The sequence below is a fragment of the Vibrio splendidus genome, from assembly GCF_024347615.1.
Classification (GTDB): domain Bacteria; phylum Pseudomonadota; class Gammaproteobacteria; order Enterobacterales; family Vibrionaceae; genus Vibrio; species Vibrio splendidus.
Map to the genome: position 1 here is coordinate 1,191,451 of NZ_AP025509.1, position 16,713 is coordinate 1,208,163.

The 16,713-nt window shown below is 44.0% G+C and carries 13 protein-coding genes; 6 read left to right on the top strand and 7 right to left on the bottom strand.

Features of this window, described 5'->3' with window-relative positions:
- Positions 1-207: 207 nt before the first annotated feature.
- Positions 208-2,046 (top strand): alkyl sulfatase dimerization domain-containing protein, encoded by a 1,839-nt coding sequence (locus OCU90_RS22535; RefSeq protein ID WP_041473037.1) that lies wholly within the window; start codon positions 208-210, stop codon positions 2,044-2,046.
- A gap of 266 nt (positions 2,047-2,312) precedes the next feature.
- On the opposite strand, the gene OCU90_RS22540 is transcribed toward OCU90_RS22535, so the two are convergent.
- Together OCU90_RS22540 and OCU90_RS22545 are read right to left on the bottom strand one after the other, a co-directional pair.
- Complete coding sequence (locus tag OCU90_RS22540; protein WP_261809214.1) at positions 2,313-2,555, bottom strand: hypothetical protein; 243 nt, start codon at positions 2,553-2,555, stop codon at positions 2,313-2,315.
- Positions 2,556-2,737: 182 nt separating this feature from the next.
- Entirely contained in the window at positions 2,738-3,526 is a 789-nt protein-coding gene (locus OCU90_RS22545; RefSeq protein WP_061022172.1) for an AraC family transcriptional regulator, read from the bottom strand.
- 98 nt (positions 3,527-3,624) lie between these two features.
- On the opposite strand from OCU90_RS22545, the gene OCU90_RS22550 reads away from it, so the two are divergent.
- The 4 genes from OCU90_RS22550 (at position 3,625) to OCU90_RS22565 (ending at position 7,789) form a co-directional block, all read left to right on the top strand.
- Positions 3,625-4,518 (top strand): DMT family transporter, encoded by an 894-nt coding sequence (locus OCU90_RS22550; protein WP_004732002.1) that lies wholly within the window; start codon positions 3,625-3,627, stop codon positions 4,516-4,518.
- A 194-nt stretch (positions 4,519-4,712) separates the two neighbouring features.
- On the top strand, positions 4,713-6,350 hold the full coding sequence (locus tag OCU90_RS22555) for a peptide ABC transporter substrate-binding protein (RefSeq protein ID WP_061022174.1): 1,638 nt from the start codon (positions 4,713-4,715) through the stop codon (positions 6,348-6,350).
- 428 nt (positions 6,351-6,778) lie between these two features.
- The gene (locus OCU90_RS22560; RefSeq protein ID WP_004732005.1) at positions 6,779-7,282 is read left to right on the top strand and encodes an acyl-CoA thioesterase; all 504 of its coding nucleotides are present in this window, start codon (positions 6,779-6,781) and stop codon (positions 7,280-7,282) included.
- 234 nt (positions 7,283-7,516) lie between these two features.
- On the top strand, positions 7,517-7,789 hold the full coding sequence (locus OCU90_RS22565; protein ID WP_017079795.1) for a hypothetical protein: 273 nt from the start codon (positions 7,517-7,519) through the stop codon (positions 7,787-7,789).
- Positions 7,790-8,372: 583 nt separating this feature from the next.
- On the opposite strand, the gene malG is transcribed toward OCU90_RS22565, so the two are convergent.
- The 3 genes from malG to malE form a co-directional block, all read right to left on the bottom strand.
- A complete protein-coding gene (malG, locus tag OCU90_RS22570) occupies positions 8,373-9,263 on the bottom strand; it encodes a maltose ABC transporter permease MalG (RefSeq protein ID WP_017081399.1) in 891 nt (296 codons plus the stop codon).
- An 11-nt stretch (positions 9,264-9,274) separates the two neighbouring features.
- A complete protein-coding gene (malF, locus tag OCU90_RS22575; protein WP_017079792.1) occupies positions 9,275-10,846 on the bottom strand; it encodes a maltose ABC transporter permease MalF in 1,572 nt (523 codons plus the stop codon).
- 81 nt (positions 10,847-10,927) lie between these two features.
- On the bottom strand, positions 10,928-12,112 hold the full coding sequence (gene malE / locus OCU90_RS22580; RefSeq protein WP_017084832.1) for a maltose/maltodextrin ABC transporter substrate-binding protein MalE: 1,185 nt from the start codon (positions 12,110-12,112) through the stop codon (positions 10,928-10,930).
- A 664-nt stretch (positions 12,113-12,776) separates the two neighbouring features.
- On the opposite strand from malE, the gene malK reads away from it, so the two are divergent.
- The gene (gene malK / locus OCU90_RS22585; protein ID WP_004732014.1) at positions 12,777-13,889 is read left to right on the top strand and encodes a maltose/maltodextrin ABC transporter ATP-binding protein MalK; all 1,113 of its coding nucleotides are present in this window, start codon (positions 12,777-12,779) and stop codon (positions 13,887-13,889) included.
- A gap of 230 nt (positions 13,890-14,119) precedes the next feature.
- Here malK and OCU90_RS22590 read toward each other — a convergent pair whose 3' ends face one another.
- Together OCU90_RS22590 and OCU90_RS22595 are read right to left on the bottom strand one after the other, a co-directional pair.
- Positions 14,120-14,320 (bottom strand): restriction endonuclease subunit S domain-containing protein, encoded by a 201-nt coding sequence (locus OCU90_RS22590; protein ID WP_004732016.1) that lies wholly within the window; start codon positions 14,318-14,320, stop codon positions 14,120-14,122.
- A gap of 224 nt (positions 14,321-14,544) precedes the next feature.
- Positions 14,545-16,461 (bottom strand): methyl-accepting chemotaxis protein, encoded by a 1,917-nt coding sequence (locus OCU90_RS22595; RefSeq protein WP_061022176.1) that lies wholly within the window; start codon positions 16,459-16,461, stop codon positions 14,545-14,547.
- Positions 16,462-16,713: the final 252 nt, after the last annotated feature.

Genomic DNA, 16,713 nt, shown 5'->3' on the forward strand with positions numbered 1-16,713 from the left:
CTTACCAGCAAGTATGGTATTAACAGGCTATTTAGTTTTCTTCTTTATATTGGTTATGCGTTTAAATAGCTAAACAATATAAAAAGACAACACTCAATCACTTATTTAACTTCTTACTAGTTTAATAAATAAAATAGTAAGAGGAACATTAAATTTAGTATCGGTCATCAGAATTAATTCGGACAGTATTAAACCATGAGAAAACCAATGAAACTTAATTCAACAACAAAATCAATCAAGCTATTCATTCTGACAGCTTCATTAAGCGCAACTGCCATCGCTCAAGACACGATGTTTACCTCTCCACAAAACGTATATAACGACAGTGAAGTAGTGCTGACTAAGTATAACAATGGCGGAGTAGTGAATGCTTCGGTGATAGAAAACGTAGCAAAGACTCAACCTGAAGAGGCGTACATCAAACAAGTAACAGATGGAGTTTGGGCAATCACTGGCTATCATTTCGGCTACAAAACAGTTATTGAGGGCGAAACTGGCCTTATCATTTATGACTCTGGTGACGACATTGAAGAAGCAACGGAGATCTTGGAATTAGTACGCAAACACATTAGTGAAAAGCCGATCCACACCGTCATTTATAGCCATTCTCATTATGTATTTGGTGCACAAGCGATTCAACAAGCCTTTGATGGCGAGCTCAAAGTGATTGGTCATCCAGAGATCAACAAAAACGTTCTAGAAAGCGGCGGCTTAGGTGCGTCGATTCCTGAATTATCACCAACGCTAACAGCCCGTGCCTATGAGCAATTTTCGGTGCTTCTGCCTGCTGAGGGGCCTGACGCAAAATCACCAACACCGATAGGTAAAACACAAGGGTTTGTGCCAGTAAATACTCCTGTAACACAAGGCCAAACAATGACGGTTGATGGTGTCGAGATGGTTTTCTACACCGACTTTGATAGTGATACCGACGATCAAGTGATCGTCTATCTGCCTGAGTCCAAAACGGTACTCAACAACCACCTATGGCCAACTTACCCAAACTTCTACACATTAAGAGGTTCAGTGTATCGTGATCCGACAGTCTGGGCTGAAGGTATCCGCCTTATCAGAGACTTAAATCCAGAACATCTTATCAACACGCACACTGAACCACTCAGTGGCCATGATGAGATCCAAACCACATTGAACGGTTACTATGATGGAATTATGTACCTCTATGACCAAACTATTCGAGGGATTCTGCAAGGTAAAACACCTGAAGAGTTAACCTACTCGGTGCAGTTACCACAAGATCTCGCCGAATTACCCCATAACCAGATGACTTATGGTGAGTTTTCTTATTATCCGAAAAACATCTATTACCATGCGCTTGGTTGGTTTAACGGTGAAGCTGAAACCTTGAACCGTATTGAGCCGAATCTTCAAGCTAAGAAAATCATTGAAGGGTTTGGGGGAGTAGACGCGGTAAAACAAGAGCTAAACAAGACTATTGCCAACAATGAACTCGCATGGTCAGCAGAACTCGGCGGCTACTTAGTCCGTGTTGTCCCGAACGATGAAGAAGCTAAACAGCTTTTGGCAGACACATTAAGACAAATGGGCTACCAAACAGAGGCATCAATCCCCCGATCTTGGTATCTAACCAAGGCTCTTGAATTAGAAGGAAAAGTCCAAATACCAAGCGTGGTGTTTTCAGATGCTAATTCAATCATAGGATCCCCAGCCGAGACGTTGGTGGGCCAATTTCGAGTGCGTCTAGACCCAATCGCAAGCTATGGGGAAGACCAAATGATGGCAATTACGATAAAAGACTCGGATGCCCCAACAATGGGATTGCATGTACGTAGCACTGTCGCTGAGTTTATCTCAGACACTGAAGACTACAATCGCCAAGCTGACCTTGAAATCAGCGTATCTAAACGCACTTGGGCAGAGTACTTTGTTGGGGAGAAGAGCTTAGATCAAATGCTAGAAAGCGCTGACGTGAGCACTAACCACAAAGATGATGTGAGAGGATTCTTTAGCCTCTTTGACCAATTAAACGAATCGAAAACCCGGTTTGTATCCCCATCGCAGTCTTAGACTTGAGCTTCGACATAGACTTAGTTTTTGGGCTTAAACATAGCGATAGCCATGGACTAAACCACTTTTAACCAAAGCCTCCACGACGGAGGCTTTTTGCTATTTATCATGTTCTATTTATCTAAACGCTTGTTACAAAATATCTAATTTAACCAAACACTGAGCTCCCCTAAAATACCAATCAAATGATTAGGGGAGATAGAACATGATTAGCTCAGCACACAATGACGAACTCAACAGATACATAGAAAGACTAGACTTAAACCTTACCAAGGCTCAGGTTCGTGAACTTGGTTGGCAGCAAAGTAATGAAGAGGTAGGAAAAGAAAAAACAGTATTAGGCTCGTGGTTTTTCTTTTCTTTCTTTGGCTTATGTACGTCTGCATGTCTTGCGCTGCTGATATATATCTCATGAAGATAAACAAAACAATGACCACGTATAACCAGCATGGAACGTTCAATTGGTTTGAGGTCGATGGAGAAACGTACATACTGTTTAAGGTCGGCATCAACAGCGCTCTATTGAACCAACACTATGAGGATGTCACCGAACAAAATAACGAAATATACAGGCTATTAGGGGCGATTCCATAAGCTCCTACCGCGCGTATTCACTTATTCACTTATTCACTTATGGTCTATCTACTCACTAACTAGTGAAAACATCCGTTCTTTTGGGAATAAGATCGAGCTACAACAAACGGTTCTTATACTGTTCTGGCGTTTGGTTCGCGTAACGTTTGAACATGGTGATAAATGGGCTTGCTTGGTTATAACCCAATGTAAGAGCGACCTCTTTGACCGATTGGCCGTTTCTTAACAAATCCATCGAGTAAAGGTAGCGCACTCGTAACCGCCACTCTGTAAAGCTCATTCCGAGCTCCGTCTGGCAGTGGCGAGAAAGGGTTCTTTCCGTGGTGTGGACACGTTCAGCCCAATCTTTCAGTGTCACTTCGTCGGTTGGGTTTTCTTCAACAGAAGCCAATATAGGCGCGAGGTACTTATTGTCGGTCGAAGGTAAGAAGTGATGCTCAACCTCACGCTGCGCAAGTTGGTCAAGCAATACCTGAACAAGTCTTTGATCTTGTTCTGTTTCCGCAACATTTATCTCACGATCGCGAAAATCATCGATGATAGAAGACACAATCGGCGTGATCTTTATAAGGCTGGTTTTATCTGGCAGATGTTGCGTTAGCTCTGGGGCGATATTTAGCGAACAGTAGTCCAAAGGCTTACGGTTATAACTGCAATGCATCACCCCAGCCGGTACCCAAATCGCCAAATGTGGTGGTGCTAGAAATCGGGTGCTTTCCGCTTCCATCTCTAATATACCGCCACTGATCAATTGAACCTGTCCCCATGAATGGCTATGAACTCGGGTTTCAGTGTTCGAAAGAAACGCTTCAAAATTCATAAATACGTTGGATGGTGCCTTATCAATTGATAAGGATGGATGAAGGTTTCTGGAGTGTTTTTTCAAACTTGTCTTCCTATCGCGCCTGATGTCTTTTTAAAGATACTTGTAAGTATAACGACCTGTCAAACTAGCCGCATCAACTCATTCGCCACGGAATTCACATGCATTATCTCTTACCATTTTTTACAGTCTGTATCTGGGGCGCCAATGCAATCGTCAACAAGCTTGCTGCAAGCACCATAGAACCTAGCGCGATGAGTTTTTACCGCTGGTTTTTTGCGATGTTAATTCTCACGCCTTTCTGTATTCGCCCAGTCATGAAACAGTGGGCTGTCATTAAGCCAAACTTATCTAAATTAGCGTTCCTCGGCTTTTTGGGCATGGTGTTGAACCAATCTCTAGGTTACTACGCAGGCTTAACCACAACCGCTTCCAACATGGCCTTGATCACGTCTTTAGTCCCATTGATCAGCGTGTTTCTAAGCGTTCCTTTGTTGCACAAGTCCATTTCTAGTTTAAGTATTGTTGGCGGTGTGTTGTCACTGTCAGGCTTAGCTCTGATGTTAGGCAAAGGCGACCCTTTGTTCTTCATGCATCAAGAATTGACTCAAGGCGATGGTTATATGCTGATTGCGGCCTTTGTTTATGCGTCTTACTGTGTGTTATTGAAACGCTGGAAAATGCCCATCAGTAGCTGGGTGGTGATTTACATTCAGGGTCTGTTTGCTGTCGCGATGCTTACGCCACTTTGGCTTACCAGCGAACAGCTTTTACCACCGCAACAAGCGATCCCATTGATAGCTTACGCCGCGGTTGCCGCTTCAATTTTAGCGCCTTGGATGTGGGTGAAAGCGATTGACACCATTGGTGCTGACTCAAGCGCGATGTTCATGAACTTGCTTCCGGTTGTTGCGATCGTATTAGCCGCGACATGGCTTGGCGAAGAGATTAACCAGTTCCACATCATTGGTGGTGTGATGGTGATTTCAGGTGTCATCCTTGCTCAAATCAAAAGAAAACCAAGGCTTGAGGCTCCTCTCCCTCAACAAAGCTAAACGCATTACCCAACGCTCACATTAGGGTAAATATTCAAACTCACTTTTCTCTCAGTGCCTACTTCCGAAGTAGGCACTGTTGTTTTATTCACAAGCCTTTCAAATGCTTTTAATACGCGTTCATTGTGGTTGCAACATGTTACCGACTCAGGTTTAATGTATTAAGTACTGTTTAAGTTGTAAAAGGAATTACAATGACTCAACCAAGGATCCCTGTGATCATCTCGTCCCTGCTTGCTTTGTCCTCTACTTCAAGTTTTGCTGCCTTTGTTCCGACAGAAACTCCGTTAGCTGAAGAACTATTAGCTGAGGAACAACATTTTGTGCGTGGCAACGGCGCGGAGCCCAACACTCTAGACCCTAGTTACGTAAACTCAGGCATGCCCGGTGACATTATCGTCAATGATATGTTTGAAGGCTTTGTGATTGAGAACAGTGACGGGCAAATCATCCCAGGGCAAGCCAAGGAGTGGTCTATCAGCAAAGACGGCAAAACCGTGACATTTGTATTGAAAGAGAATCTCAAGTGGTCGAATGGTGAGACAGTCACAGCATCCGATTTTGTCTTTGGTTGGCAGCGCGCTGTGTCTCCTAAAACAGGTAACAACACGGGTTTTGTTTTTTCGACGGCTAACATCGTGAACGCTAGCGAGATTCTATCAGGAGACAAAGCTCCCTCTGAGCTTGGCATCAAAGCATTAGATGAGCACACGGTTGAGATCTCACTTTCAAAACCTACGCCCTACTTTATGAGTTTAATGAGCATCAAGACCTTTTCCCCTCTGCCTGCTAAGTTGGTTCAAGAGAAAGGCGACCAATGGACTCGCGCAGAAAATATCGCGACCAACGGTGCTTACACTTTGAGCAAATGGGTACCCAATGAATACGTTGAGGTCGAGAGAAACCCAAACTATTGGGATGACACATCGACAGTCATTAATAAGGTAACCTATCTCGGTCTATCTTCTCAAAATGCCGAGCTGATTCGTTACCAAGCTGGTGAGATTGATATGACCAATCGTGTCCAGCTTGAGTACTACCAAAAATTAATCCAAGAAAGCCCTGAGCAAATCAAAGCGCAAGCTCTATTGGGCTCTTACGTTTATTCATTCAATACACGTCAAGCACCCTTTGATGACGTAAGAGTACGCCAAGCACTGAGCATGGCCGTCAATCGTGAGATTCTGGTCGAGAAAGTTACAGGCCAAGGTGAGCCAGAAGCATACAGCGTGACGCCGAATAATATTCCTGACTACACAGCGCCTTTATCCGAATTCAATTCTTTAGACAGCACGCAGCGTTTAACAAAAGCCAAAACACTACTTGCTGACGCTGGATACAACGAGAGCAACCCACTCAAATTCACACTGACTTATAACACCAGTGAAAATCACAAAAAGATAGCAATAGCGATTGCATCGATGTGGAAGCCGCTGGGTGTGAAGGTAGAATTGGAAAACATGGAGTGGAAAGCGTATGTTGCGGCAAAAGGCGCTGGTGACTATCAAGTTGCACGCTCATGGGCATTTGGTGACTACCCAGAGCCTTCTGCACTGTTAGAGGCGTTCACTTGTGGTCACACGGCAAACGAAAGTGGCTACTGCAACTCCGATTACGATGAGCTCTTACAGCAAGCAAGTAAAACGGAAGATCAGTCTAAACGCTTTACTTTATACCAGCAGGCTGAATCGCTACTTAACGAATCTGCAGCAGTTATGCCTTTATATCATTACAATCACACCCGATTAGTGCGAAATACTCTCAAAGGCTTCCCTAACAATAATCCGAAAGGAAATATCTACGCGAAGGATCTATACTTTATTCAAGAGTAAAAATGAGCTGAATAACAAACATTTTTAACTACCACTTTAGTGGTAAAAAGACTAAGATAATTTAACTAAACCAGATAAACAGCGGTTAGTTGGCTAAAACAAAATAAGGTACCGCAATGAGTACCAAACGGCTTAGAAACACCTAGCATTACGCTAGGTGTTTTTTTTTGCAATCGACCTTTCTAGCTGTCAGCTCAACATTTATTGGTTCTTAGTCAATGTGGCTAGGCACTTGCTCAATATTGCTTCATCCGCGTTTGCCACTCGCCTCTACCGCCTTTAAACATCAATATTCATCCGTTCGTCACCCGTTTGAAAAAATAGTCTTAATCGTGAGAAACACCGCTTTAATTTATGTCATCTTAAGTATATTGTTATTAGCAAGTAACAAGCATGTTATACAGCACAATAATAATGAAGGAAGATAGATGAGCAGTAACAATAACCGACCAGATGGTAAACGAGACGTTACTCTGCGTTTTTTAGCTGAACCTGGGGATGTGAACTTTGGTGGTAAAGTTCATGGTGGTGCAGCAATGAAGTGGATCGATTTAGCAGCCTACGCTTGTTCTGCTGGGTGGAGTGGTAAATATTGTATTACCGCTTACGCAGGGGGGATTCGATTCGTAGCTCCGATCCATGTTGGCAACCTTGTAGAGGTAAGTGCGAAGGTCATCTATACCGGTTCATCTTCTATGCACATCGCTATCGACGTTCAAGCCAGCGACCCTAAAGAACTCAACAACCGCCTAACGACTCACTGTATCGTTATTATGGTCGCTGTTGATGAAAATGGTAACCCGACTAAGGTGCCAGAGTGGGTGCCAGAAACACCAGAAGACATCGAATTAAGAGATTCGGCTATTCGCCTAATGAACATGCGAAAACAGATCGGTGAAGAGATGGAAGCACACGTAAAGTACCTTAAGTAAACTTTACCAACCACGCTACGCTACAAAACCATATTACAATGCCAAGCACCTGCTTGGCATTGGTTGATCTAATACCCTCGATCTTTGCAAGCAAAGCCTCAGTAGATCTAATACGATCTATTAGAGCGTGATGCCCAGCCAAAGGTTGAAATGAATCGGCACTTGTTCGCGGATTTATTTTGACTGTAATAAAGTCGTCATTTTGCTCTGTTTAAATACCGCCAATCATAATGGATGTATTTGAATTTCCTGGAGCCACTCTTGAGCGTCACACGTCCCACTCTTAGCGAATCTACACTGAACAATTTAAAGGCGGTTGAGTACCAATGGGTTAGAACTTTGTACGTCGAAGGCTACGACAGCAACGAAATTAACCACTACATCCAAACTTGTTTTGGTGGTGACCAGACGTTTGCGGATCTATTTCGTCGTGTGGCACTCGACCAAGAAAGCATCTATGTGCTGTTGCAGCATCTTGGCTGTGCTCCTTCTAGTAGAGAATTCTAACCTCAACACCCGATTCCCCCTTATCTTTGAATCGAAAGATACTTCCAAGCAAACCAATAACTACGAGTGATAGCTATTCACGATGCATCAACAGTAGCCTGCCGTTATAGACATTTTCTGTGCAATCAGGCTAATCGTTGCATACAAATCATTGAAGTATCACGCATTGAAATATTAGCAATATATCAATAGAGCAACTGCCCCTTATACTGAGTGTCTGATTTGTGAGACTCGTTCATGCCATCCTGTAAGAGGAATGAGGCAGGAGAGATTCGGGAGAGAAGTGACTCGAAACTTTAATGGCTAAAGCAGCTATGAGCACAAAAACTGACAGGTAAAACGAACATCCGGACAAAGTAGAAAGCAAAAAGTAGCAGGCATAAAAAAACCCAAGTAAATACCTGGGTTAGAGTTACAAAAACCACTAATCATTAATAGCGTAAGGAACCTGATTAGTAGCCAGCTATGCGTAACCTGAGGGTTATTTTTATTACTGATCGGCGGCCAAACCAAATGATGTAATAAAAATGCCAATACAGAGCGACCTAGAAGGTCGCTCTTTGTCTTTCTTATAGGGTACAGCTTATCCTTTTACACCACCTGCCGTCAAACCGCCAACTAACCAACGTTGAGCAAGTAAGAACACGATAGTAATCGGAAGTGCTGAAAGTACAGCCGCTGCCGCAAAATCACCCCATAGGTAGTTCTGAGGATATAGGTATTGCTGCATACCTACCGCTAGCGTGTAAGAGTTCACATCGGTTAGCAGGATAGATGCTACAGGCACTTCACCTACTGTTGCGATGAACGAAAGAATAAACACAACCGCTAGAATTGGTACAGACAGCGGTAATAGAACCAATCTGAATGCTTGCCAAGGCGTTGCACCATCCAGTGCTGCAGCCTCTTCCAACGAGTTATCAATCGTTTCAAAGTAACCTTTAATCGTCCAAACGTGCAGTGCGATACCGCCTAAGTACGAGAAGATTAGACCACCGTGCGTGTTCAAGCCTAAGAACGGGATGTATTGACCAAGCTTGTCGAACAGCGCGTAAATAGCGACTAGAGCCAGTACTGCTGGGAACATTTGGAAAATCATCATCGCTTTCAGGATAGTTTCTTTACCTTTAAAGCGCATACGAGCAAATGCATAAGCCGATGTTGTAGACAATGCCACAATAAGAAGCGACGTCACACCCGCAACTTTAATTGAGTTCCATAACCACGTTAGTACTGGGAATGGAGGTGGTGTCACCGAGCCGTCAGCATTCGTTACCGACATACCAAGAGCCAGTTTCCAGTGCTCCAGTGATGGGTTATCGGGAATCAAACTACCGGTGGCGAAGTTACCTTCACGGAACGAGATAGCGATGATCATCAGTAGTGGGAAGATAATCATTGCCAAGAAGCACCACAACACTGCATGCGTTGCCCACACTCGGTATTTAAGGCCTTTACCTTGTACCATAGCCATTGTCGTGCTCCTTAATCTTGAGACAGTTTAGTGAAACGAAGGTTTAGTAACGCAAGTCCACCAACCAATAGGAAAATAAGCGTTGCGATTGCACTTGCTAGACCAAAGTCTTGACCGCCGCCGCCTTCGAATGCAATTCGGTAGGTGTAGCTTACAAGCAAGTCTGTGTAACCCGCTGGCTCTGAGGTGCCAATCATGTTCGGGCCACCGTTCGTCAATAGTTGAATCATTACAAAGTTATTGAAGTTAAAGGCAAACGCTGCAATCAATAGCGGTGTAAGCGGCTTAATCATCAATGGGAATGTAATACGCTTGAAGTTATCAAGGAAGTTCGCACCATCAATCGCTGACGCTTCGTACAAATCATCAGGAATCGCTTTTAGTAGACCCATACATAGAATCATCATGTAAGGGAAACCTAGCCACGTGTTAACCATCAACACCATGGTTTTCGCAAGAATTGGGTCAGAGAACCAATTCGGGCTTAAGCCGAAGATATTCTCAAGCACCATGTTGATCTCACCAAAGCTCTGGTTGAATAGACCTTTAAAGATAAGAATCGAGATGAATGCTGGTACTGCGTAAGGCAGAATCAGTAGAACACGATAGATTGAACGACCTTTTAGCTCTTCCCATTGCACGATATTCGCAAGTACAAGCCCGATAACAAGCGTGAACGCTACGGTACATACCGAGAAGATCACCGTCCAAATAAAGATGCTGATGAATGGTTCTTTAATACCATCATCTTTCCAAACACGTTCAAAGTTATGTGTACCAATATTAACCACAAAGCCCGGGGAGATTGTGTTACCAGTAAACTCACCATTGGCATCAACAGGTTGATAGAAACCCTCTTCCATGTTCGGCTTGAGAACTTCACCCGTTTCATTGTTGATTAACGTTTGTTCATCGTCTTGTAGCGTGTAAAGCGGAGCAACAGAAGCAAACTTACGTAAGCCACTCATGCGGATGTCGTCGCCGTTAGGCAGATGGAAATCAACCGCATTAATCGCAGAACGGTTTTGGATGATCGCTTTGATCTTCTCTTTCTCACCTTGTGCAGACTCAATTGCAGATAGGTCCATCTCTGTTGCACTCATATCTTCAAAAGAAAATACGTCTGTTGCTAACAGCTGGTCGCCATCTTTAACAACGATCTGGTGACCGTCATCAGTCTTGTACAAAGTAAATGGGTAGCTCTCACCACTTTGGAATGAGCGATCTAAAAGAACGGTTTGAGTACGCTCTAAAGACAGTTGATTTTTTGCGCTGTAGTTAGTGAACGCAAGCCCGACGGTATAAGCCAATGGGAAAAGAATGAACAAGATCATTCCAGCAATACCCGGGTAAATATAACGGTGGGCGTAAGTTTTCTTACTGCCAAAAATGTAAAGTGCCAAAGCCGTTAAAATCACAGTAAGCAGCGCAAAAGCGAGCTCACCGCGTGAATACATTAGAATTGTAGCGTAGCCGTTAATTAAGCCAACACTACCAAGCAACCCCCATTTGATGAAGACGCTTTTACTGCCTAGAAGGCTTGATGGTGCTGGGATAGCATCTGTACCTTGAACTGACTGCATAGAGGAACCTGCTAGCGATATAGATAAAAAATAGAAAAGTAAGGAGAGGTTACCCTCTCCTTAAAAGGTAGTGCTTGGTTGTTACTTAGTCATACGACCTTCAGCAGCTTTTAGTGCTTGGTCTACTGTTTGACGACCGTCAACTACGTTACCGATCGCTTCTTCCATGCTGTACCAGAACGTTGTGAACTGAGGGATGTTAGGCATGATTTCGCCATTCATCGCGTTGTCCATTGTTGCTGCAATACGAGTGTCGCTGTCTAGTTGGCGTTGGAAAGAGTTAAGAGCAACAGCGCCTAGTGGCTTGTCGTCATTCAGGCTCTTCATACCTTCATCAGTTAGTAGGTAGTTTTCCATGAACTCAACAGCTAGGTCGCGGTTTGGAGAAGCAGTGCTGATACCACCAGCCCATACACCAACGAAAGGCTTAGACGCTTTACCGTTGAACTTAGGTAAAGTTGCTACGCCGTAATCGATGCCAGCTTTCTTGATGTTTTCCCAACCCCAAGGGCCGTTGATTGTCATTGCAACGTTACCTGCAACGAATTCAGACTCAGCAACTGAGTAATCCATGTCTGCAGAGATAACTTTGTCTTGTACCATCTTCTCGATGAAACCTAGAGACTTCTGAACACCTTCAGTCGCTACGCCCGCATCTTTAATGTCGTAACCTTCTGCAGTCTGTTTGAATGCGTAACCGCCGTCAGCTGCAAGTAGAGGCCATGTGAAGTAAGCGCCGCCACGTAGAGGCCACATGATCGCTTTTTTGCCATCTTTTTTAAGTTCAGCATCAAGTGCTGGGATTTCTTCCCAAGACTTAGGTGGGTTAGGAACAAGTGCTTTGTTATAAATTAGAGAAACTGACTCAACCGCTACTGGGTAAGCGATTGTTTTACCTTCGTATGAAACAGCGTCCCATGCGAAGTCTACGATACCTTCTTTAATTTCTTTAGAAGGTTTGATATCAACAAGAAGCCCCGCTTCTGCATAGCCGCCAAAACGGTCGTGTGCGTAGAAGATCATGTCTGGGCCATCGCCAGCCGCTGCAACTTGAGAGAACTTCTCTTCTAGTTTGTCAGGGAAAGCCACTGTTACTTTAACACCAGTGTCTTCTTCGAAGCGTTTACCTACTTCAGCCATGCCTTCATAAGCTTTGTCACCACCTACCCAGATAGTTAGTTGTCCTTCTTCGATAGCAGCATTTGCACCAAAAGAACCCAGAGCAACTAATGTTCCTAGAGCTACAGCGCTTAGAGCGTTTTTCATGTGAATATCCTTTTTATATTTATACGTAGGGCACATCTACCAAGACGAGCCAGTTTTCAGGGCTTATGATCTGAGAAAATAGACTCTAACTCATCATCCTAGCCACTACGCCCTAGCTATTATGGCTTAATTTCGTGATCGCCATCCGGTCAGATTAGAGACTGAAATCACAAAATCCATACTCATCGTGATCAACATCACCGTTATGGGGTGGATTTATTTGAACTGGATCGCCAATTATTAATAACCCCATTTATCTACTCCTCCCCTACTACTCCCCCTCGTTAAATTTTCATTGGGAGGATGTACCATTGCGCCAATTCACCGAAACTGCATCCATCCAAGAGTGGATAGTAAGAACCCTTTACCAGCGAATGTCGTGTGTAACCGCACTGTTCATTTAGTTGGCTTCACTGCCCGCTGTTGTCTTTATTAAGCATCGAGCTAAATCTGTGATTGAATCACGGGGGAGATTTAGCTGGATGTGGGGGAAATAGGCACCAGTTTGGCTATGACGGGTGGGCTTGGTTAAAGAATCCAAGTCTCACCCACTTTTTTCTTACTCATTCAATACTTACCAATTCCTACAGTTACTGCTGACCCAAAAATTTCTTATAATGATAAGCAGTAAAACTTAAAATTTGATCGATCGAGGACTAGCTAGATGGCGAGTGTCACGTTAAAAAACGTTTATAAATCATATGGTGATGTACAGATTTCTAAGGACGTAACCTTAGACATCAACGAAGGTGAGTTCGTAGTATTCGTTGGACCATCAGGTTGTGGTAAATCGACGCTATTACGCTGTATCGCAGGTCTAGAGGACATTACGTCTGGTGATTTGTACATTGGCGACCAACGCATGAATGACGTTGAGCCTTCAAAGCGTGGCGTAGGTATGGTATTCCAATCTTACGCGCTTTACCCTCACCTTAACCTTTACGACAACATGTCTTTCGGCCTGAAACTAGCGAACGCTAACAAAGCTGAAATCGACAAGCGTGTTGAGCATGCTGCAGAAATTCTTCAGCTTGGTCACCTTCTTGAGCGTCAACCTAAAGCCCTATCTGGTGGTCAACGTCAACGTGTTGCTATCGGTCGTACTCTGGTTTCTCAGCCAAACGTATTCTTACTTGATGAGCCTCTATCTAACCTAGATGCTGCGCTGCGTGTTCAAATGCGTTCGCAAATCACTAAACTACAACGTCAACTTGGTTGCACCATGATCTACGTTACCCACGACCAAGTGGAAGCGATGACAATGGCCGATAAGATTGTTGTTCTTGATGGCGGTTATGTTTCTCAAGTGGGTAAACCTCTTGACCTTTACCACTACCCTAAAAACCGTTTCGTGGCAGGCTTTATTGGCTCGCCGAAGATGAACTTTATGTCGGTTCACATCGAGCAAGCTGAAGCAGAACGCGTACAAGTTCAACTTTCTAACGGTATGACTTTCTGGATCCCAGTTGATGGTACGACTGTCAATGCTGGTGACCGTATGTCTCTGGGTGTTCGTCCTGAACACTTGTTGTCTGCTGAAACAGGTGATGCGACGATTGAAGCTGAAGTGATGATGGTCGAGAAACTAGGTAACGAAACTCAGGTTTACCTAAACCTCGAAAGTGCTGATGCTGACGTTATTTATCGCCAACCAGACACGTTGACGATTGAGTCTGGTGACAAACTAGCGATTGGTATTCCTGCGCACCGTTGTCACTTGTTCCATAGCGATGGTCGCGCATGTCGTCGCTTGTACAAAGAGTACGGCACCGACTAATCGGTTCGCCTTTTTAAGATATAACTTGCCCATATCGAATCCCTCTTACCAAGTAAGAGGGATTTTTTTGTTTAAAGACGCCAGCTACTTTCGCTTTGATTGTTTAATTTTGCGCACCGCTCAGTTAGCTTTTCGCGCGGCAATAAAAAAGGCCTAGCGGATGCTAGACCTTTATCTGTTTGAGCTAAAAGCCACCCTACCTAAACGATATAGGTTGGCCCTGCAGAAACTTAGTGGATTGGCGTATCACTTGTTTTGTTGAACTGGCCAAAATGCTTTTCTAACACTTCTGGTGTTAGTTTGCCTTCCGCTTCTAGTCGCTTAAATTCAGCAACGATCGCTTTTTGCTCTTCAATTGATGGCAGTTTTACTTCTGGCTCATCGCCCATCTCTTGAGTCATCTGCTCTAGTTCTTTTTCAAAATCGCTCATGATACTTACCTAAATATTAAACCTAATCAGATTTTACTCATTTACGCTCTGTGATGCTAGAGCGATTAAGTGCAAAGCCCGAAACCAGATCAAGCTAAGGCCAGTTAGAAGAAAACAAACCCCTAAATAAAAAGAGCTGGATTCACGATTAAATGAATCCAGCTCTTCGTCTGTGTCCCTTTCTAAGCCATGCTACAGCTTAAAGGAATTAAAGCTCAAAGAGATTACAGCTTAAATGAACCAACCATCTTATCCAGACGTGAAGAAAGGTCTCGGAGCTCTTGGCTCGCTTCAGCAAGCTGCTCAGCGGTACCCGTTGTCACTTCATTGATTGCGTTAATCTCTTCAATGTTCTGGTTAATGGTATGAACTACGGTTGATTGCTCTTCCGTTGCCGTTGCGACTTGCGTGTTACGATCGGTGATGTCTACGATGCGGTCTGAAATGCCACCCAATACATCTACGGCTTCATCCGATGCAGCTACACCTTCAAGAGTAATGACTTTACCTGTACTCATTGCTGCTACTGCATCTTTAGCATCACTTTGCAGTTGGTTGATCATCTTCTGAATCTCTTCCGTTGAATCTGCTGTACGACTTGCTAGATTTCGTACTTCATCTGCTACCACGGCAAAGCCACGGCCTTGCTCACCGGCACGCGCTGCTTCAATCGCTGCGTTCAATGCAAGTAAATTGGTTTGCTCTGAAATATCACGGATAACACCCAGAATGGATCCGATATCTTGTGTTGTTGAAGCAAGTTGTTCAACCACTTGACCCGTGCTCTCAATATCTTGAGCTAAGCGGCTAATTGCATCTTTTGCTTTGTTTACCACTGAGCGACCGACTTCAGTATTGCCTGAAGCTTGAGTGGCCGTTTCCGCAGCCGTTGCCGCATTTGATGCTATCTCGCTGATAGTCATGCCCATTTGGTTAATGGCAGCAACTACTTGAAGGGTTTGATCACGTTGCTCTTGGCTATTATCGTGGGTGATGTGTGCTTTGTTAGAAACACTCTCTGCCGCCACTTGAAGCGCTTGGCTTGTCGAGCATACTTCTTTCATAGACTCGTGAATCTTTTCAATGAATCCATTAAAGCCTTTTGAAAGCTGTGCAATTTCATCGTTGCCCTTCACTTCGATACGCTGCGCCAGATCGCCATCACCTTCGCCAAGGTCACCGAATCGCTTAGCCAGAAGTTTAATTGGTTGAGTAATGCTGTTTGCCAGAACTACGCCCATTAGGATAAAGACTAAAGCCACGATAGCAGTCATGATCAGCATCTTCTGCGCAGTCGCATCGAGCTCAGCAAACACTTCACCGGTTGGTACCACACCAATAACGAACCAGTCCATTGACGACACATACAAACTCGCCACAAACAGTTCTTGTCCTTGGCTTTCAGTGGTAATCAGATTGAAGCCCGACTTGTTCAATAGTTGGCTTGATTGAGGGCCGTAAAGTTGTTGAAGTGAAGAATCGCTACGAGAACGCTCACGGTGAATTTGTACATCACCTTGGCTATCGGTTAAGAATACGAAGCCTGTATTTTCAATCTTAAAGCCATTGAGTAGGTTAACCATGTCATCCATCGATTTTGATAGACCAGACATCGCCAAACCAGAAGGCTGCTGATAGTTAGCAAACATCTTCACTTCGCCATTCGCTTCTTGGAACATGCTCACCATGGTCGGCTGTCCAGATTGCGTAAAGCCAAAGAACCAACCGTCTTGTTGCTGGTTTAACTGGCGTAAGAAACCATCTTGGTTCCAGTAGTAAGCTGTTTGACGGTTCGCTACCGAGGCATCGTTCAACTGATATTGGTTGCGAACATTGTTCAGTTGTTTAACCAGCTTATTCTCTAGCGCGGCATCGCGCTCGGTCGATTCGATAGCATCAGAAATGAATTCATTTGAAGCAATTTGCTCCGCAGCTAACAATAACTGAGAGACTTCACGGTCAATTTCACCATTGATTCGCTCCAACATACCGGGAAGCTCAATATCAACCAAACGGTGACTCAATACATCTCTTGCTTGCTGTTGTGCCATTGCGCCGACAATCACTGTCGATGCAAGAACCGCAAAGGTAATTCCAAGTACAACTTTTTGTTTGATACTCAGAGAGTTAGTTTTAAACATATTTGGACCTTTAAAAGAATCGCTCGTTATTGGTATACCCTGAACAGGACTTTTTTAGTGCACTCCAACAAGCAATGCACAACCTGAGTGATGTATCGGCCAAAACCAGTAAAACTAGAGACTTTTCTCTCAAAAAAACTGCAAATATAATGTAACAATAAAAACCATTCAGATTAGATATGAATTAACTGAGCAAATATCGTACTTTCGAGAATCGATTTTAGCTCTCAGCCCTGATATCTAACCGCACTC